Raw genomic sequence first — 18,518 nt, forward strand, 5'->3', positions numbered from 1 at the left:
CCGCGGTTTGACCACAGTATGACACTGAGTGCGTTTTTAAATGCACAATAATGCCTCCGCAAGAATGACATTAGTATCACAATTTAAGCCGGTGTTAAAATCTTATTTATGAAATCTTTATGTTTTTGTAGTTCTTCTTTTGTAGGTTTAATAACTATAGTAGTTTGTCGTGTTTTATGCTTTACTTGATTAATTGCTAAATTATTTATTCCAATAGATTGATCAACCATCTTAAAAGTAGATTGTCTACCGCCTGTTAGTTCTACATACACTTCTGCAAGTAATGCTGCATCTTTCAAAGCACCGTGAAGTTGTCTACCGGAATTATCCACTTTAAATCTTTTACATAATGCATCAAGATTAGATTTTGCTCCCGGAAACATGTTTCTGGCCATCACAAGAGTATCAATAGTATTTGCTAGTTCCAAGAGTTTAATCTCAGCTCTCTTTAATAATGATAATTCATGATTTAGAAATTGAATATCGAAAGGAGCATTATGAATAATAAGTTTGCTATTTGAGATAAACTCTAAAAAATCATCGGCTATTTTATGAAATAGCGGTTTATCTTTCAAAAATTCACTGGAAATGCCGTGAATTCTATAAGCCTCAAACGGTATGTCTCGCTCAGGATTAATATAAGAATGAAAATTCCTACCTGTTAATACCTTATTTACCATCTCAATAGCACCAATCTCAACGATTCGGTGACCTTGTCTTGGGTCGAGTCCTGTAGTTTCAGTATCTAAAATTATTTCTCTTAAACTTGACATTCTAACTTTTTTATTAAATTACTTATTTGTTGCTCTAAGTTTAACATATCAACGCCGCTATTGATAGAAAAGTCTGCTTTTTCTATTTTACTCTCTTGTGATAGTTGAATTTCTCCGATTTTATTATAAATTTCTATATCAAATGAAGATCTTGTTATCGCTCTTTGCATTCTTACTTCTTCAGAGCAATATATTGTTACAACAAAATCAAAATATTTATCAAATTTAGCTTCATACAGTAGAGGTATTTCAGCAAAAACAAATTTGGAATTAGCATTTTCTTTTTTAAATAAAATGAGTTTATCTATTAGTAATGGGTAAATAAAATTTTGTAATTTCTCTCTAGATAGGTCATAATTGTAGATTAAATTACTGATTTTTCTGATATTGAAATACTCAAGTTCAGGTAGTAATGTCAAGATTTGATTTTGTACGCTTAAATCTTGATATAATTCTTTTATGCATTGATCGGCACAAAAAGTTTTATATCCCTTCTCTGCTAGATAATCCAAAATAAAAGTTTTTCCTGATGCATAGCTACCGGTAATACATATTGCTAACATTTTGCTATAAAAATTTTATGTTTATTGGCGAGTTTTACAGTTAGTTCTTGTTCGACTACAATCATTTCATCTGCTTTGATTGCTATACCACTATAATTATGCTTCGCAAGGTTTTGTATAGTATCTGGACCGATCGTCGGCATATCTAGCCTTGTATCCTGACCTAGTTTTGGTATTTTTACTAACACTCCTTCATGAGGATTTTTACGTAAATCTGCACATCTCGCTATTAAATTATCAGTCCCTTCGGCAGCTTCTATACCAAGTATGTAGCCACTTTCAACTATAACCGATTGTGTAATGTCGAATGGACTTAAATGATTTAATATTTTTATTCCAAGCTCAATATCGTTTTTATCTGAACTCGTAGGGTTAGTATCGGTTATAATATTGGAGTCATATTGTTGATTTTTATATATTTTGTTACTTGAAATTACTTTAAAACCATAACTTTCAAAAAAATCTGCTACTGTTTTTAGCAAACTATCATCTCCTCGAATTTTTTGTTCAAGTATTTTGAAAAGCAATAAGCTGCCTATTTTATCTACAGCTAAATTTTTAAAATTTGGTCTATTAACTCCACCTATAAAAATAATATTTTGTACCTTATTCTCCTTAAAATATTTTATGGTTTCTCCAACCATACCGATTTTTAAAACTTTATATGTAAAATTTTTAATTTGGTTTATATTGGCTTCGCCTTTAATTGCCGCTATATAACATTTACCGCCTTGCTTAGTATAATTATTGGCTATTAAGTAAGGTAATAAACCTTTGCCTGCGATAATTCCAAGATTTGGTAGCATAATTAAATTTTTAATTTAGAAGTCTAAACATTTATTATAAGTGCATTTTTAATATAAATCTAGAATTCTTATTTGACCTTTACATTTTGATCAAATTAAGGCATAATACTAGGTGCTAGTATAGCTATAGTAATAAACGTAATTTAGAATAGAGGTTGCGGACTCGGGGGCAGTACCCGACGCCTCCACCAATATGTAAGTGTTATATATGTTCTATGTCATTCCCGCTTTCGCAGGAATGACATAGAACAAGCCACCACAATAATAATTTGGGGGGCGAAATAGGATCGACGTGCTTAAAAAAAATTGCTTTTACTCGGTATGATTCCGCCGATGGCTTTTGCCATATGGGTCAAAATAAAGAAACGCAAACGATAACACTCGTTATGTAGGTGCTCCAGCTTTAGCTGCAGCTTAAACCTACGCGGCTTGGGGGTTTGCCGGGCAACAGAAAAATCCTCACGTATACTTGTTTAATTTGAAAAATGGGTAATAAAGTCTTTTGCTGATAATCCTAACTCACGTACTTAGTATGTATACTGTGGTTATCAGTTGCAAGACCTATTCCTCTTTCCTAAATAAACTGTGTCTACCTATTTTTATTTATTTTAAAGTGTATATTTGACTTTTCTCATATGAATACTGAATATAAAAATTTTGTGAATAAATATATGCTAGAATTTGTGAAAAAAATTCTTACAAAAATTCAGCATGAAAATTTATATTGGGATCAGTTGATATATATATCATATAGAACTGATAATCCTGCAGTAATTTTACCCTTAAAAGTTAAACAAGCATATCCAAAACAAATAACAATAGTGCTGCAATATCAGTTTGAAAATTTAATAGTAAATGATACAGGTTTTTCTTTAACGGTAAGTTTTTACGGTGTTAAAGAAATAATTTACATACCTTTTGATGCGCTTATCAGTTTTATTGATTCTAATAATAATTATAGTTTAACTTTTAATCAGTCGTTAAATGTACAAGAAAATCAGCAATATGAAGAGGAAATAAGTAATAATAAAAGTTGCAAGACTTTATTATCTCCAAATCCAAATGTTATAATGTTAGATAAGTTTCGTAATTCTTCTAAACCTAAGCTCCGTTAAAATATTGAAAGAGAATATATCGAAAGTAATTATATATACTGATGGTGCATGTGCAGGTAATCCTGGTCCCGGAGGATGGGGAGCTTTACTTCAATTTAATGATACTAGCAAAGAAATATTAGGTTATGAATTAGATACGACTAATAATCGTATGGAAATTACGGCAGCACTTGAAGCATTGAGGATTTTGAACAAATCTTGTAATGTTGAGATTTATACTGATAGTAAATATTTGCAACAAGGAATTACAGCTTGGATTCATAATTGGGTAAAAAATAATTGGTGTAAAAGCAACAATGAACCTGTTAAAAATGCTGATTTATGGAAAAAATTATACGCAGAATTAAGTAAACATACTATTATTTGGAAATGGGTAAAAGGTCATTCAAATAATAGTGGTAATATTGTTGCCGATAAGCTTGCAGTGCAAGCAAGACGAACTGCTATAGAAATTTTAAAATGTCGTGGATAAATAAGGTTTTTATTACTTTTTTTCACAAAAAAGTAGGAGAAGATGAGTTTTTGAATCAATATTATGAAAGCCGTAATATTGATTATTTAGGACGTCCAAGGAGATTTGTTATTTATAAAAATGTAAATGAACCTGAAAAAATTGCACCAAGTTGGCATGCTTGGTTACATCATTTAGTAAATGAGATACCAAAAAATATTCAGCTTTTTCCATGGCAACATGATAATAGACATCTTGCCAAATTCTCTTATAGAGGGGAATTTAAAGGAGACGCGAAACACAGCACCGCAGCGTACATAAACATGCATGAGGATGCGAGTGTTGGATTGATGTATGAATTACCTCTAGAAGTAGAGTTTGGGAAAATGTCTAAAAAAAAGCTGCCTAAAACATCAAGTCTTAAATATAATAGATGGCAACCGTAATTAATTTTATAAAATATAAAAAACAATGAAACAGAATATTATTGAAACAATTATCGGATTTGTAGTATTAATTATTGCTGTACTATTTTTGATTTTTGCCTACAAAACAGGTAGTTCTATTACTCACTCAAAAGGTTATCAGGTAACTGCTAATTTTCAGAGTGCAGAGGGTATAGCAGTCGGAAGCGATGTGATGATTTCAGGTATAAAAATTGGTAGTGTAAAGAAAATTACTTTAGATCCAAATAGCTTTTACGCAAGTATATATCTAAATATTAATGATGATGTTAAAATACCTAAAGATTCTAAAGCTCAAGTAGTCACCAGTGGGTTACTTGGAGGTAAGTATATTTTGATCGTACCCGGTCATGATGATGAAAATTTAGCGGATAATGAAGAAATAAGATATACTCAATCAGCAATTAATATTGAATCATTAATTAATAAAATCGTTTCTTCATTTGGCAATAAATGGTAAGAAACACTAAAATCATTAAATTCAACCAAATCTATTTTCAGTTTTGAACTTGAAGTATGATTTAATCATTTCAAGAGTAGGATGTCCTATAGCAGTTCTTGTTAAGAAGTTTATATAAAAAATATTTTAGGCAGTTATTAGTTATTATTTTGAGGTCCTGATTAATAATTTGTTGTTTGTAATAAGATAATTGATGCATAAAAACTATAATCATAGCTGTAAGACTTGCAACTAAGATAGAGTATAATTTATTGATTGAAAAACATATTTTTACTATATTCTAGCTATAGCTACCAACGATAGTATTTTTTGCTTTGAAATCTGAAAATGATTAATTGCTGTATATTGTACTTATTTTTCTTTCAATTAGTTTGTTTATCACATATTTATTGTGCCGTTAATAGAGCATGAGTAAATTTTTTTTGATCAAAGCGATAAATTGGTATAAAACTCTATACCAATTATATTATAAAGGAACTTAAATTTTAATACATAAAGCATAGTAAAAATATAAAATAAATATTTGTATAAATTAATTTTTAATTATGTATTTACATTGATTTTCGCAAGTATATTATCTTGGTATAAAAGTTAACTTTATGTTAAGTGATGAAAGAGCAAGAGAAAGTGATCTAAAAAATTTTTTTAAAAAGTAAACATGATAATAATTTCAAGAAGTTACAGTAAGCTTGCAGGATTAATTATTTCTTATACACATATTCATTCTGAGGACGGAGCATATAAATTACTCTTTGTTAAAATAAGCAGTGTAAGGGTGATTTGGTGAGACACAGGATATAATAAGCCGAGATATGAGTCTTGGAGATATATTGAAGCAAATAGATACAGCTCCAATCCATGTGGTTTTAGTATCTAGAACTGGTAAAGAAGGTTGTTTCAATGTGAGATTTGCAACTCTAAAATAAGTAGGCATGCTAAAATATTGGATAGAAAATGATTAAATAAAATTGAACTTTAATTATAAAGAACAAAACAATGGAAATTTTAACAAATTAATTAGTAGGAGAATTGACTCTTCATCCCTATTAGTGCAATCCTATTAAATATAATGCAGATAACATTATGAACTGGTATCGTCTTAATAGAATCTGAAGAAATACGCACCAGCCCTCTTAAAATAATAGGTGAATCAGAGTAAGTTTGAGGTTTATCATAAAGATTTTAAATTATTGAAACAATTAATAACACTTTCCAGACGTTTAGACGCTATTCTTAGTAAAGATATACATTACAATCCTTATAAAGTGTATTAAGTTGTACTTTATTTTCTTATTTATAGTGTAAAGTGAAATTTCCTATTGACTTTAATAAAACAGTATCAGTTTCTTTACAATTTAATTTGTTGTAAAGAAATTATGCCGGGTTATGAAGAAAGAGAAATTTAACTAAAAAACAAAAGGAAGCTGTAGGGTTTATATCTATCGTTACATTCCTGGAATATTTTAAGTTTATGCTATATATGGCAGTACTACTTAAATGAAGTATTTTTTCCTACATGTTGGTAACATTTTTTTTTTTGACGCTTCCCAACCACCAAGGGGTATGCTCTTCAGTTGTTAAAACTGAACTCAATTCAGTAACTGGAAGCAATAATAGACCACTCAATTATTTATTTTTAGCAAATATAAACAAGTAGAATCAAAGAAAAGCTTAAAAAAGAAAATAAAGTCAAAAATAGCAGAGTCTTTAATCAAAGAAGCCATACAAATAATAAATGAACACTTAACAATATTAGAAAAAATTTATCAAGATGCTGAGAAATAAATGTTAATGTTGCAGCACTAGAGTAATAAAACCATAATATCAACAAGTAGGCTAATCTTATAATCACCCTAAAGATAGAGAAAGTTTTATAAACACCCTCTTCAAGCCTTTTAGAAAATCCAAGGTCTAGTTTAACAAGTAATACATGTGAAAGATTGTTTATATTAAATCAGTCTTGCATTTAGGAATACATCTATAATATAAATTGATGATACAGGCTTACCCGTTCGATAAACTGCAAGAAGTGTTTGGTTTTCCAGATTGGTTGAGAGCGTGGAACATTATGCGAACTTGTGAGGAGGTCAGGTTAGTTTTTATTCAGGCAGCGTTTAAGCCTTGTTATGCTTTAATTTAAAACCTATAGTTTATTTATTAATATAAATCATTAACTCTTAATATAAAGCAAACTATTATTCAATTAATGGTGATAGGTTAAAAACGTACTCCTATTTTAAATAGGATGATGAAAAAAATAAAATTAATACCCAGAAGTATAATGTAAGTTTTTATACAACCCAGAAAGGGTTTATAGAATAATAAAGAATAATTTTAGAGATATAGACCATAGTATTACCGAGAAAAGATATTTTTGTTTCAAGATAACCATATAAGAATTTTTGGAGAAGGATACCTACAAAAGGGTAAGAGGATTTATGAGCAAAAAACAAAATACACTGACTGGAAAAATGGGTGCAATAAAAATAGTCAAAGATTTTACTGTATCCTAAAGAGTTATTATTAAAAGATAATGTAGTAAAAGTAACTATTTTGTTAAGCAAAGAAAGTGTAAAATTGTTTAAAGTAAAGGCCAGGCAGCTGCTGCCCATATTCCTGATCAAAAAATGATTAGGATTTTACTAGATAAGTATACTAAGCATTAAAGAAAATAAAATAAAAGACATAATACTTTAAATTGAGTTGGCGGAGAGAGAGGGATTCGAACCCTCGATACGGTATGACCCGTATAACGGTTTAGCAAACCGTCGCCTTCGGCCACTCGGCCACCTCTCCGTTTATGGCTTAACTTTATATCATCTAAATTATACAATTTCTAGAATTATTTTAGAATTTTTATTACTAATTATAAATATTATGTATAATCATAGTTTAGTAGTTTTGAAGAAACTTTACCCACCCATAGGAAGCATATCATTATTATAGGTAATCCTTCTAAGGTTCTAAAGAATAAAATATTCTAGAACTTCAGGTTTTATTGTATTTGCACAAATATCAACAAGTTGTGTGGTTATATGACAAATAGAATCCTTATCACCTTTATATGTATTTGTCATATATTTTACAATTTCATTTAGTTTTTCTAAATCGAGAGAGATAGAATTGAAGGTGAATAATTTTACTATTTTAAGTTTTGTCGCATTATTACAAATATTAAAAAGCCGAGTTATATGACAAGAATCATAATCTGCAATGTTATCCACCACATAGGTTATGGTTTTAGTTTGCATTTCTACATTACGAGAGAGAGTCTGAAAGCAATGATTTTATAAAATCATTATTATCACCACAGATGCTAAATAATATTCTTGAAGAATATTCTTGAAGATTCTTCACTAAGATTATTAAATAATTTTTGATATTTAACTAAAAATCTATTCCAGAGTATCGCTTTAATATTTATAACACCTTTATGATGTTTTGGTTGGCATTTTGAATCATATTTTTGTGACAGTAAAAGTTAATTTTATCTAAATTTTGATAAACATTTGTAGCTCTTCAAAACGTTTAGCTATAAAAAGGATTGTACACTAAGTTATAAAATAAAATTGATGATATTTGATAAATCTGTTATTAGCTTGCTATCTAGTTTTCTAATATCATGTAATATGTTACGTATATATTTTAATTCTTCATCTGTATGATGTGTAGATTTAATACTTGAATCTGCAAAGCTAATAATTTTTTACCTTTTGCTATTTATATATGTTATTTTATAGTTTTTAATTATGTATTATACATTATTACAATGTCTGGATTATATATCTTTAAAATTATTTCTCAGCATATTTTTTACTGTATTTTGGTTCAGATAATCAAGTACCAATATAAATATTGGTAAGTAACAAACTCATATATTTTATTTGATTAAAAGGAAGAATATAGCACAGATATTCACCTTTGTAAATGTCTCCTCGGGTACTATAATACTCTTCTTTTAAGAATGTAGTATTATTATTTTCTCAAGCTAAAAAATTTACAAGCTCTTTTTCTCCCATTTGGATAGCTTTTTCAGTCAACAGTTAAAATCTTAGTGATTGCTTAAAAAACTAAAACTAATTTGCATATAAAGTTAATTTAAAAGCTTTATAAATTAGAGGTGATTAGAAAGCATTATTTGTTCACTCTGTCTAAAAAATGCTGTAATTCCTCTATATTACTTAAGTTAAATAGATAATTGATTTTTCGGAGCATATTTGGATAATTGATTTTTCGGAGCATATTTGTTAACACATTTCCAGCTCCTATTTCTACTATATGCGTGACTTCTAGCGTATTAAATAGTTCTAGAGTTTCACGCCATCTAACTCGTCCACATATCTGAAGAATTAAATTTTGTTTGATTTCTAGGGGATTAGTAGCAGGTTTTGCAGTATAATTCTGAATCACAGGTATTATTGGTTTATTAATTACTGTTTTATCAAGTGCCAGTTGCATTTGATTCTCTGCAGGTTTCATTAGACTACAGTGAAATGGAGCGCTCACTTTCAGCTTGATCGCTTTATAACCTAAATCTTTAATTATGCTTATAGCATAATCGATAGCATCTACTTTGCCGCTAATAACTATTTGCCCGTCGATGTTATCGTTGGCTATTTGGCATAAATTTATTTTGTTTATATCTTTTAATATTTCTTCAAGCTTTTGAAGCGGAATATTGATACAAGCTGCCATGCTTCCCTCATCTTCTGGACATGCTTCTTGCATAGATGTACTACGTACATGAAGTAGTTTTGCAGTATCTGTAAGGCTAATACTTTCAGTAGCACAGAGAGCGCTATATTCACCTAGAGAGTGACCAGCAGCATAATCACAAAGACTATCTAAACTTTTACCGGTTTCAGCCTTGATAGTATTTATTATTGCCATAGATACCGCCATTAATGCCGGTTGTGTGTTGGTAGTTAGTGTTAGTTCCTCAGGAGTACTATTAAAAATTATGTCAGTAAGTTTTCGGTTTAGTGCTTCATCGATGGTTTGAAATGTTTCTTTAGCTGCCTTAAAATTATCGTAAAAATCTCTTCCCATGCCAATCAATTGTGATCCTTGACCAGGGAAAATAAAGGCTGTTTTCATATTTTAGTATTATTGATTGAGCTGATTAATAATACTATGAAATTTTTTTAAAATAGTCAAATTATTTTTTAATATTTAGTATTACTTTTTCAATTATTACGCTAGTAAGTATTAACTACTATTAATTTACCTTAATCATTTTCAACTTAAATAATATTATCGTATTACAACATAGATACGTAGCATAGAATATGAAATTATTAGACTATAATTAGAAGACATGGCTTTTGGTTCATAGCTTCCTGTATTTACGAAATTGTTTAGTAAGCGGGAGCTAGATGCTGAATTAGAAGCGATACAGTGGAAAAAACATATTTATAAGGAAGTTATAGATCAGATACAAGCTAATATTAAAATTATTGAATTAAATAAGTTGAACAGTAAAAGCCAAAATGAAATAACTACTCCTTGCTCAAATAAAGTGTAGATAGTTATTAATAAATTAAAATCAGAATTGCTTGTGATATATAAGCAAGTTGATTAATTAAGATTAAAATTGGAAAAACAGTTAAAAAAGAAATAATTACTAAAAAACATTTAGTAATTTTGCCTAATATATTGTTGAAACAAATAAATTAGGATTGTAATTAACTGAAAATCAAAAATTTGAATTACAAAATGAGGGTATAAGCTTTAGTAAGTAAATACACTTTTTAAAGTAAAGGATAAAAATTTTATAAGAATTAAGGATAATATTTATAAAATCAATACATATGACTGCAGAACTTGAAAAGACTATTTTCTAGCCTTAGAATATAAAAAATCTATTAAGTAAATTTAAACCTTAGTTATTAACATTCAATTAAAAATTTGTAGGATTTATCTCTAATTTACTGAAAAAATATAGTGAATTTAAGGATTACTTTCATAGTGAAGAAAAAATACATCTTTTTTAAAGAAACCACTTATATAAAGTAAGTTGTAAAGGTAAATTAGTTGAAAAATTTTAAAACTCTATGAAAAAAGAGAATGAATTACAAGCTTATTTAGGTGTATATGAATATAATTGCAACATTCCTCAATCTGATTTATTAGGGCAGGATTATTACCCTAAGTATAATAATATATAAATTATTATACTCTAATTCCTATTTTAGGAGTGGCTGTTTCAACAACAATTTTATTAATTTTCTTATGACAAGATATTAAATATTAATTATTTAAATTTTTAGATATAGGTGTTAAGTTGAAATAAATGTTACTACTAAAATAATATTTAATGTAAACTCAATTCTATAGAAATTAATGATATTTGATCAATAAAAATATCTTGTATTAAATTCTTTTCTTAAATTAAGTGTAGTTCTTTTTCTAATCAGACTCATTATTTCTAAACATATAACAATATGAAAAACCTTAAAAGTCTAGCATTGAGAATTAATTCTTTTTTAGAAAAATCCTATTTAAATTTAGATGATATAAGGTGATTTTGCAGGAAGAGTTAGCAGGTGATCAAGAGTTAAGTAGTTTATTTATAGAGATAATTAAAGAAGATATTACATCATTTTTAGATGAAAGGCTATAACATCTTTGTATAAGTACTCCATAATAATAAGGATTCTAAGGATCAAGAAGAATATAGATTACATGTTATATACTACCTAATCACATAAAGAAGTAAGACGCAAAAAAATTTATTTATATAAAATCTCCTTATAAATTTACTAAGGAGGTGAAATACTGGATATTTATATACTATAGTGCAGCTATTAATACTAATTCGGAGTAAGCTAGGAAGTCATTAATTTTCCTTCAAAGGGCCTAGATATATTGTGATAGTACAAATCTGATCTTTATATAAGCCACTCTTTAATGTTCTGTAAGCTCTAAATCATCGTGTGAGGTTGTAAATTAATTCACATTTGAGATAAAGTTTGAAAATATTTACTATGCCGTAACATAGCAGTAGTAATTGATCTTTTGCCATGTAATATAGTCATGAATATGGCTTGGTAGTAAATCAATATAACGAGCTGATCTATTGTGACTTATATTGAAAGGTTTTATAAATTATACTTCTAAATATCTTGCTGTGTGTGATAAGATTCAGTAATTAATTCATAAAAATATCTCCTTAATGATAATCTGCAATATGTACATTATGAGTATTGCTATCATGTCAAATAAAACATATACGCCACTGATTCGTTAATACGAATACGATATTGATTTATCAGAACACAAACAAAGAGTTATAATGAAATTATTTTAGAAATGTTTACAGAGCCTAGGTGATTTTTAAAAGTATTAAGTTAGAATTCTTGCAAGAATAGCAGTAATATTATTCCGGGGAAGAAACTATAAATTGCAGTTAGCATACATTAACCATAAAGTAATGTAATCTTCGAATTTATTAGGGTTGTGGTGATTTTAGCTATATTTGTGTACACTATATAACTTAAAAGCTATTATAACTGTTGTGTGATGGTTTTCTAACGACCGCCCTGACAACCATCCGAGGTTAAAATCTTTAGTGGTTGAAACTTAAGCGACTTAAGTTTAACTAATCGGGAGCAACTGTATGTTAAATCAAAAAATAAATTATTATCTAAAATATAACCAATTTCTAAGAAAAATAAACACTTAAAGAAACTTAAATCTAAGTTTAAACAAACGTTAGAAGAGCAGTTAATGGTAGATGTAAGAAAGAATAGCATAAAGTTCATTGAAAGAATAAAATAATTATAGGTGCTGTGAAGGAAAATTAATAAGATCTTTGCAATAATAATTACTCCTAGTTCAAAAAAATCTTATAATTTGTAGCTAAAAAGAATAGAAATAGATTCTTTATAGAACTCTAATAATATATAGAGGTTTGTTAATTCTTACAATTATAAATACAAGCAATCCTTGAAAGAAATTTATTATGTCTTTATAATTCATTAAGTAAAATTTAAGGCTAAGTAATTGTGACTGATAAATATTCTCCTAATTTAATACCAGTAAATATCGAAGATGAGATGAAAGTATCTTATCTTGATTATGCTATGAGTGTTATAGTAAGTAGAGCTATACCCGATGTTCGGGACGGCTTAAAGCCGGTACATCGCCGAATTATATATTCTATGCATGAAGCTGGTAATCATGCTAGCAAACCTTATAGAAAATCCGCTAGAATAGTCGGTGACGTGATGGGTAAATACCATCCACATGGCGATAGTGCAATTTACGACTCATTAGTACGTATGGCACAAGATTTTTCCTTGCGTTTACCGCTTGTAGACGGACAGGGTAATTTTGGCTCAATGGACGGTGATGCAGCGGCGGCAATGAGATATACCGAATCTCGTATGGCAAAGGTTTCACATAAACTTGTAGAAGATATCGATAAAGAAACCGTTAGCTTTAATCCTAATTATGACGGTTCTGAAGAAGAGCCGTCGGTACTTCCTGCAATGTTTCCAAATTTATTGGTTAACGGTAGCGGCGGTATTGCCGTCGGTATGGCAACTAATATTCCTCCTCATAATCTTGGTGAAGTGATTGATGCTTGTTGTTTATATATAGATAATAACGATATAGAGATTTTAGATTTACTCGAAGTCGTTAAAGGACCGGACTTTCCTACAGGTTCAATGATTTTAGGCATTAGCGGTATTAGATCTGCATATCTTACCGGTAGAGGTAGTGTCATTGTACGAGGTCGTGCTAAGATTGAGAATATAGGGAGTAGCCGTCAGGCAATTATTATTACTGAAATACCATATATGGTAAATAAAGCAAGGCTCGTTGAGAAGATTGCTGAAATGGTTAAGGTAAAACGTATAGAGGGTATAAGCGATTTACGTGATGAATCAAATAAAGATGGTATAAGGATTGTTATTGAGCTAAAAAAAGATATAGAGGCTGAAGTAGTATTAAATCAAATATATGCTTGTACGCAGCTTCAAACCAGTTTTGGTGTTATTATGCTTGCTCTTAAAGACGGACTACCGAAAGTTATGAATTTGAAAGAAGTAATTGATTCTTTCGTTAGTTTTAGGGAATTAGTAATTACTAACCGTACTATATATTTGCTAAATAAAGCAAGAAATAAGGCGCATATTTTATTAGGGATGACTATTGCCGTTAGCAATATTGATGAAATAATACGTATTATTAAAGCTTCAAATGATCCAAATGCCGCCAAACAAGAAATAATGGCACGCAAATGGGATGCATTAAATATTCTACCTCTTATAAAGCTGGTTGACGATAAAGCAATGCTAAATGAGTATGGTAAGTGCAGCTTTACTGAAGTACAAGCTAAGGCTATCTTAGAAATGAGACTACAACGCCTAACCGCGATGGAGAAAAACAAGCTTGAAGAAGACTTAAAGAACCTGGCTATGGAAATTACCGAATATCTTGATATACTTGGTTCGCGTGAACGTTTACTTGAAATTTTAAAAGAAGAGCTAATTAAAGTTAAAGAAGAATTTGCAACTCCTAGACTTACTTCAATTGAATTTGGTGAATTTGATCAAGATATAGAGGATTTAATTCAGCGTGAAGAAATGGTAGTAACTGTAACGCTTGGAGGGTATATAAAACGTGTACCTCTAAGTAGCTATCGTGCGCAAAAACGTGGAGGTAAAGGAAGATCAGGACTTTCAATGCGTGATGAAGATATTACCACGCAGGTTTTTGTCGGTAGCACTCATACCCCAATGTTATTCTTCTCAAATATCGGTCAGGTTTATAGTTTAAAACTGTATAAACTGCCTTTAAGTAATCCCCAAGGTAAGGGTAGACCAATGGTTAATATATTACCGCTGAAAGAAAATGAGCGTATTACAAATATTATGCCACTTCCTGAAAATCAAGATGAGTGGGATAATTTAAACATTATGTTCGCAACTGCCAAGGGTAATATCAGAAGAAGCGATTTATTAGATTTTAAAAAGATTCAGTCAAACGGTAAAATTGCTATTAGGCTTGATGAGGACGATAAATTAATTGATGTAAAGCCATGTAAAGAAGAAGAGCATATTTTACTTGCTACCAAAGCCGGTAAAGCTTTAAGATTTCCTGTTGAATCGCTACGTGTTATTAAAAGCCGTACTTCTGACGGTGTACGAGGTATGAAGCTTGTTGGAGAAGATTCCGTGATTTCTATGACTGTGCTTAAAGGTATTAGCAGTACAAAAGAGGATCGAGATGCTTATTTATCCGTGCCGTGGGAACAAAGACTTGAGATTGCTAAGGGGGGGGTATTTAATCCTGAAGAACTTGGCGTAAGCTTAACTCTAGATTCTATTTTGGAAATGGCACATTCCGAAGAATTCATTTTAACCGTAACCGAGAATGGTTTTGGTAAAAGAAGTTCAGCATATGGTTATAGGATTACCGATCGAGGCGGTAGCGGTATAATCAATATGGATGTTAACGACAAAACTGGTTTAGTTGTTGGCGTTATACCGGTTAAAATGGATGATGAGTTAATGCTGATCACCAATAGTGGTAAGTTAATTCGCTGTAAACTTGAGTCAGTGCGTATTACGGGACGTAACACTAGTGGTGTAATCCTGTTTAAACTAGATGATGGTGAAAAAGTCGTATCTGTCTCTTTAATTGCTGAAACTTCTGAAAGCGAAAAAGAGAATGAGTTAGAGGAAGAGAATTTAGATCAGCCTAAATAGGTATAGTTGTTCTGTGGCTTGATTCCACCTCTGTCATCCTGCAAGCTTATAGAGGTTTTGTGGTATTAGATACCCAAGTCGTTATTAGCAAGTGACTGGAAGGAGTGTGACAATTCAGAAGAATAATAAAAAATGCCAATTTTAGCATTTTGTGACCAGGTTGCTTCGTCAATTACTTTATAATATTCCTCACAATGATAGGAACACTTAATCCATACAACAACAAGTTCATAATCTTTGTGTAGAAGTTATATCTTGAGTAATAAATTATGATATGGTTATTAATTGCGATTAGTTTAACCCTTATGGTTTTTGTTATAGGGGTAGTGTCTATGGTTATTAGAGGAACATTTTATAAGAAATTTAGCTCAAAGCTAATGACTTTAAGAGTTTTTTTTCAGGCAGTTGCTATATTTTTATTAATTATAATATTTTTTTATAAAGTTAGTTTATAAAGGTCTAAAAACACAGCTTTAACATTGCCACTCTTGACACCACATTTTGCAGGATTCTCTTATACTCACATATTACTCACTTTTACATTTCATATCAATTACCATAATACTTTTTGCTATAACTCAAAAAGCTACTTAATCAACTTCTCTCATTTCGTCTTGTATTTCTTCCCATTTATCTAAAATTTCTTCTAATATAGCTAACTTCTTTAACTTTTTTTCTTTATCTTCAAAATCCTTTAAATCTCTAATTAGTATCTCTAGCTTTGATAGTGCAATTTTTTTATTTATATTGATCGTTATAATGTTCTTCAAGTTGTGCAGCTATTTCTTCAACAAATGCATTATTATTCCTCCTTAATCTTATTTGCGTTTTTATTTATTAACATATGTTATCTAATAGTTATCATTATTTTTTACTCAATACTATTAACTCAATAAATTAATTATTATTATGTGAGTTTATTATGCAACTACTAGAGAATTTAAATCTTTGTTTGCTTTCTTTACATTTAGGTGGTTTTATGATATTTTAAAAAAATTACTAAACTTAAAATTATGTCACTATTACCTATAGTAACGGCACCGGATGAAAGGTTAAAACAGAAATCTCATAGGGTTCTAGAAGTTACTAATCAAACACGAAAATTTATGGATGATATGCTTGAAACTATGTACCATGCAAATGGTGCAGGGCTTGCCGCAGTACAAGTAGGTATATTAAAACGTATTTTAGTAATTGATATAAAAGATCATGATCCGGTAGAAAGACCAAAAGATTTTTACCCGCTTTTTATAGTAAATCCTAATATAATAGAAAAATCAGAAGAGCTAGTTACAGCTAATGAGGGATGTATTTCAGTACCGCAGCAACGTATTGAGGTAGCACGATCAGAATCTATAAAGATTAGGTATTTAGACTATCATAACAACCCACAAGAGCTTAAGGCCAACGATTGGCTTTCAAGAGTTATTCAGCATGAGTATGATCATTTAGAAGGGAAACTTATGATTGATTATTTAAGTATTCTAAAACGTGATGTGATACTTCGTAAGCTCAAGAAAATCAAAAATAATATATTGTGAAAGTAATCTTTATGGGAACGCCTGAATTTGCAGTTCCTGCTCTTAAAAAACTTATAGCTCATCATGAAGTTATGGTTGTTTTTACTCAGCAACCTAAAGCTAAGGGTAGAGGCCTTAGCTTAGCTAAATCTCCGATACATCAATTAGCATTTGAGTATCAGATTCCTGTTTATACTCCTTCTACTCTTCGTAATGAAGAAACAATAAATCTCATTAATAAAATTAATGCTGATATTATAGTTGTTACTGCATATGGTTTTATTGTGCCGGAAGCTATATTAAATGCTAAAAAATATGGTTGTCTTAATGTCCATCCATCTGATTTGCCTCGTCACAGAGGAGCGGCTCCTCTACAGCGGACTATTATTGAGGGAGATAAAACAAGTAGCGTATGTATTATACGTATGGATATAGGGCTTGATACAGGCGATATATTAATGAAAGAAGATTTTAATTTAGAAAAAAGAACAACATTGGAAGAATTGCATAATAAATGTGCTAATTTAGGAGCAGAATTATTAATAAAAACACTTGCAAATATCGATAATATAGTACCGATAAAACAGTCAAGCTACGGCATTACATATGCTCATAAACTAACCAAAGAAGAAGGAAAAATTAATTGGCAGGATTCCGCTTATTCTATTGATTGTAAAATAAGGGGTATGAATCCTTGGCCTGGAGCATATTTTAGTTATGATGAAAAAATAATTAAAATTCTTGAAGCAGAATATTTAAATGTAGATCATCACTTTACTCCCGGTACCGTTATTAGCGATAAGCTGGAAATAGCTTGTGGAAGCGGTATATTACAAGTGAAAAAACTTCAACAAGAGAGTAAAAGAGCTTTGAATATAGAAGCATTTTTACGTGGTACACATATTTTAAAATATACAGTACTAAAATAAGAGTATTAATTATGGGTAAAGATAAAGAATACGTTTAATGATAATTTAGACTTTAAGGAATTGACCTCAAAGTTTGAAAAGAACAGTGATATTTATTCATGTAAAAAGGAAAGTAATTATTTAGTATAAGGTCAAACTAAGCTACTTACAGCAACTCAATTCTTTATAAAAACTATACACGGCAAAATATCTCAATATAAGATTAGTGGCTTTATTAACAGAGCTGGAAAACATATAACCGATCCAAGGCAAATAAAAGAAATTTTAAAATTATATACTCATGCCAAATTTGCTGATGTATAGAAAATATTTTAGTTAAATTTGATAAGCATAGTAAATATATTAAAGGATTTTTTTTGAGATTGATGTAGTATTTAGAACAGACAATAAATTATTTTTTTGTTAAAACTCAAAACAGTTTGATAAACAGAGAAGGTAAAATGAAAGCAGTAAATTATATTTTACAAAAAGGTAGATTTGAAGATTTTGTAGTAAGTAGATACAAAATTTAGTACTGTAAAAAGCTGAAAGTCTACTCTAAAACGATGCTAAAATAACTTTGTAGGTACCTCAAAAAAATAAAATTAAAATTATTTGAAATTAGTATTTGACAAGCTTTTAAAATATAGATATAAGATGATCACACAAAGTTTGAGACGTAAAACTTTGTAGCTGTTTAAAAAGTTGATAAAGCTAAAAACTAAATACACCGCGATAAT

At 29.7% G+C, this 18,518-nt stretch carries 14 protein-coding genes, 1 tRNA gene, 1 other RNA gene and 2 pseudogenes; 11 read left to right on the forward strand and 7 right to left on the reverse strand.

Annotation, left to right across the window (positions count from 1 at the left end; genetic code table 11):
• Positions 1 to 83: 83 nt before the first annotated feature.
• From dnaQ to AAGW17_RS02640, 3 genes are read right to left on the reverse strand one after another with little or no spacing between them, the layout of a single operon-like run.
• Positions 84 to 773 carry a DNA polymerase III subunit epsilon gene (gene dnaQ / locus AAGW17_RS02630; protein WP_347939375.1) on the reverse strand — a complete coding sequence of 230 codons (690 nt, stop codon included), beginning with the start codon at positions 771 to 773 and terminating at the stop codon, positions 84 to 86.
• On the reverse strand, positions 761 to 1,336 hold the full coding sequence (gene coaE, locus AAGW17_RS02635) for a dephospho-CoA kinase (RefSeq protein WP_347938523.1): 576 nt from the start codon (positions 1,334 to 1,336) through the stop codon (positions 761 to 763). Before coaE ends, dnaQ begins: the two co-directional genes overlap by 13 nt.
• Positions 1,330 to 2,142 carry an LpxI family protein gene (locus AAGW17_RS02640; RefSeq protein ID WP_347938524.1) on the reverse strand — a complete coding sequence of 271 codons (813 nt, stop codon included), beginning with the start codon at positions 2,140 to 2,142 and terminating at the stop codon, positions 1,330 to 1,332. The genes coaE and AAGW17_RS02640 overlap by 7 nt, the downstream gene beginning before the upstream one ends.
• Positions 2,143 to 2,216: 74 nt before the next feature.
• Here AAGW17_RS02640 and ssrA point away from each other — a divergent pair.
• From ssrA to AAGW17_RS02670, 6 genes and pseudogenes are all read left to right on the forward strand, one after another.
• Positions 2,217 to 2,604, forward strand: a transfer-messenger RNA (tmRNA) gene (ssrA, locus tag AAGW17_RS02645).
• Positions 2,605 to 2,777: 173 nt separating this feature from the next.
• Positions 2,778 to 3,257, forward strand: a complete 480-nt coding sequence (locus AAGW17_RS02650; RefSeq protein WP_347938525.1) for an SspB family protein — start codon at positions 2,778 to 2,780, stop codon at positions 3,255 to 3,257.
• Positions 3,258 to 3,261: 4 nt separating this feature from the next.
• Complete coding sequence (gene rnhA, locus AAGW17_RS02655) at positions 3,262 to 3,729, forward strand: ribonuclease HI (RefSeq protein ID WP_347938526.1); 468 nt, start codon at positions 3,262 to 3,264, stop codon at positions 3,727 to 3,729.
• A complete protein-coding gene (locus tag AAGW17_RS02660; protein ID WP_347938527.1) occupies positions 3,717 to 4,154 on the forward strand; it encodes an NADH-ubiquinone oxidoreductase subunit NDUFA12 family protein in 438 nt (145 codons plus the stop codon). The genes rnhA and AAGW17_RS02660 overlap by 13 nt, the downstream gene beginning before the upstream one ends.
• Before the next feature lie 25 nt (positions 4,155 to 4,179).
• Positions 4,180 to 4,632 carry an outer membrane lipid asymmetry maintenance protein MlaD gene (gene mlaD, locus AAGW17_RS02665; protein WP_347938528.1) on the forward strand — a complete coding sequence of 151 codons (453 nt, stop codon included), beginning with the start codon at positions 4,180 to 4,182 and terminating at the stop codon, positions 4,630 to 4,632.
• A gap of 2,374 nt (positions 4,633 to 7,006) precedes the next feature.
• Positions 7,007 to 7,298 (forward strand): annotated as a pseudogene (locus AAGW17_RS02670) (hypothetical protein).
• Between the two features lie 38 nt (positions 7,299 to 7,336).
• On the opposite strand, the gene AAGW17_RS02675 reads toward AAGW17_RS02670, so the two are convergent.
• The 3 genes from AAGW17_RS02675 to fabD form a co-directional block, all read right to left on the reverse strand.
• A tRNA-Ser gene (locus AAGW17_RS02675) sits at positions 7,337 to 7,428 on the reverse strand.
• A 167-nt stretch (positions 7,429 to 7,595) separates the two neighbouring features.
• A complete protein-coding gene (locus tag AAGW17_RS02680) occupies positions 7,596 to 7,883 on the reverse strand; it encodes a hypothetical protein (protein WP_347938529.1) in 288 nt (95 codons plus the stop codon).
• 883 nt (positions 7,884 to 8,766) lie between these two features.
• Positions 8,767 to 9,729, reverse strand: a complete 963-nt coding sequence (fabD, locus tag AAGW17_RS02685) for an ACP S-malonyltransferase (RefSeq protein WP_347938530.1) — start codon at positions 9,727 to 9,729, stop codon at positions 8,767 to 8,769.
• A 2,909-nt stretch (positions 9,730 to 12,638) separates the two neighbouring features.
• Between fabD and gyrA the strand changes: the two genes are divergently transcribed.
• Entirely contained in the window at positions 12,639 to 15,350 is a 2,712-nt protein-coding gene (gyrA, locus tag AAGW17_RS02690; RefSeq protein WP_347938531.1) for a DNA topoisomerase (ATP-hydrolyzing) subunit A, read from the forward strand.
• Between the two features lie 269 nt (positions 15,351 to 15,619).
• Positions 15,620 to 15,805, forward strand: coding sequence for an HIG1 domain-containing protein (locus tag AAGW17_RS02695; RefSeq protein WP_347938532.1), 186 nt, complete (start codon positions 15,620 to 15,622; stop codon positions 15,803 to 15,805).
• Between the two features lie 135 nt (positions 15,806 to 15,940).
• On the opposite strand, the gene AAGW17_RS02700 is transcribed toward AAGW17_RS02695, so the two are convergent.
• Entirely contained in the window at positions 15,941 to 16,120 is a 180-nt protein-coding gene (locus tag AAGW17_RS02700; protein ID WP_347938533.1) for a peptide deformylase, read from the reverse strand.
• A gap of 243 nt (positions 16,121 to 16,363) precedes the next feature.
• On the opposite strand from AAGW17_RS02700, the gene def reads away from it, so the two are divergent.
• The 3 genes and pseudogenes from def to AAGW17_RS02715 all read left to right on the forward strand — a co-directional run.
• Positions 16,364 to 16,891 (forward strand): peptide deformylase, encoded by a 528-nt coding sequence (def, locus tag AAGW17_RS02705; protein WP_347938534.1) that lies wholly within the window; start codon positions 16,364 to 16,366, stop codon positions 16,889 to 16,891.
• Positions 16,888 to 17,799: a methionyl-tRNA formyltransferase gene (gene fmt / locus AAGW17_RS02710; protein WP_347938535.1), complete on the forward strand. Its 912-nt coding sequence runs from the start codon at positions 16,888 to 16,890 to the stop codon at positions 17,797 to 17,799. The genes def and fmt overlap by 4 nt, the downstream gene beginning before the upstream one ends.
• 165 nt (positions 17,800 to 17,964) lie before the next feature.
• Positions 17,965 to 18,278: pseudogene (locus AAGW17_RS02715) on the forward strand (hypothetical protein); the annotation flags it as partial.
• Between the last annotated feature and the right edge of the window lie 240 nt (positions 18,279 to 18,518).

It is taken from the genome of Rickettsia sp. Oklahoma-10, assembly GCF_039954865.1.
Classification (GTDB): Bacteria; Pseudomonadota; Alphaproteobacteria; order Rickettsiales; family Rickettsiaceae; genus Rickettsia; species Rickettsia oklahomensis.

Excerpts from the sequence above, each read along its gene's own strand:
- def (WP_347938534.1), top strand. The coding sequence starts at position 16,364 with ATGTCACTATTACCTATAGTAACGGCACCGGATGAAAGGTTAAAACAG.
- mlaD (WP_347938528.1), top strand. The coding sequence starts at position 4,180 with ATGAAACAGAATATTATTGAAACAATTATCGGATTTGTAGTATTAATT.
- AAGW17_RS02640 (WP_347938524.1), bottom strand. The coding sequence starts at position 2,142 with ATGCTACCAAATCTTGGAATTATCGCAGGCAAAGGTTTATTACCTTAC.
- coaE (WP_347938523.1), bottom strand. The coding sequence starts at position 1,336 with ATGTTAGCAATATGTATTACCGGTAGCTATGCATCAGGAAAAACTTTT.
- dnaQ (WP_347939375.1), bottom strand. The coding sequence starts at position 773 with ATGTCAAGTTTAAGAGAAATAATTTTAGATACTGAAACTACAGGACTC.
- AAGW17_RS02660 (WP_347938527.1), top strand. The coding sequence starts at position 3,717 with ATGTCGTGGATAAATAAGGTTTTTATTACTTTTTTTCACAAAAAAGTA.
- AAGW17_RS02650 (WP_347938525.1), top strand. The coding sequence starts at position 2,778 with ATGAATACTGAATATAAAAATTTTGTGAATAAATATATGCTAGAATTT.
- fabD (WP_347938530.1), bottom strand. The coding sequence starts at position 9,729 with ATGAAAACAGCCTTTATTTTCCCTGGTCAAGGATCACAATTGATTGGC.
- AAGW17_RS02680 (WP_347938529.1), bottom strand. The coding sequence starts at position 7,883 with ATGCAAACTAAAACCATAACCTATGTGGTGGATAACATTGCAGATTAT.
- AAGW17_RS02695 (WP_347938532.1), top strand. The coding sequence starts at position 15,620 with ATGATATGGTTATTAATTGCGATTAGTTTAACCCTTATGGTTTTTGTT.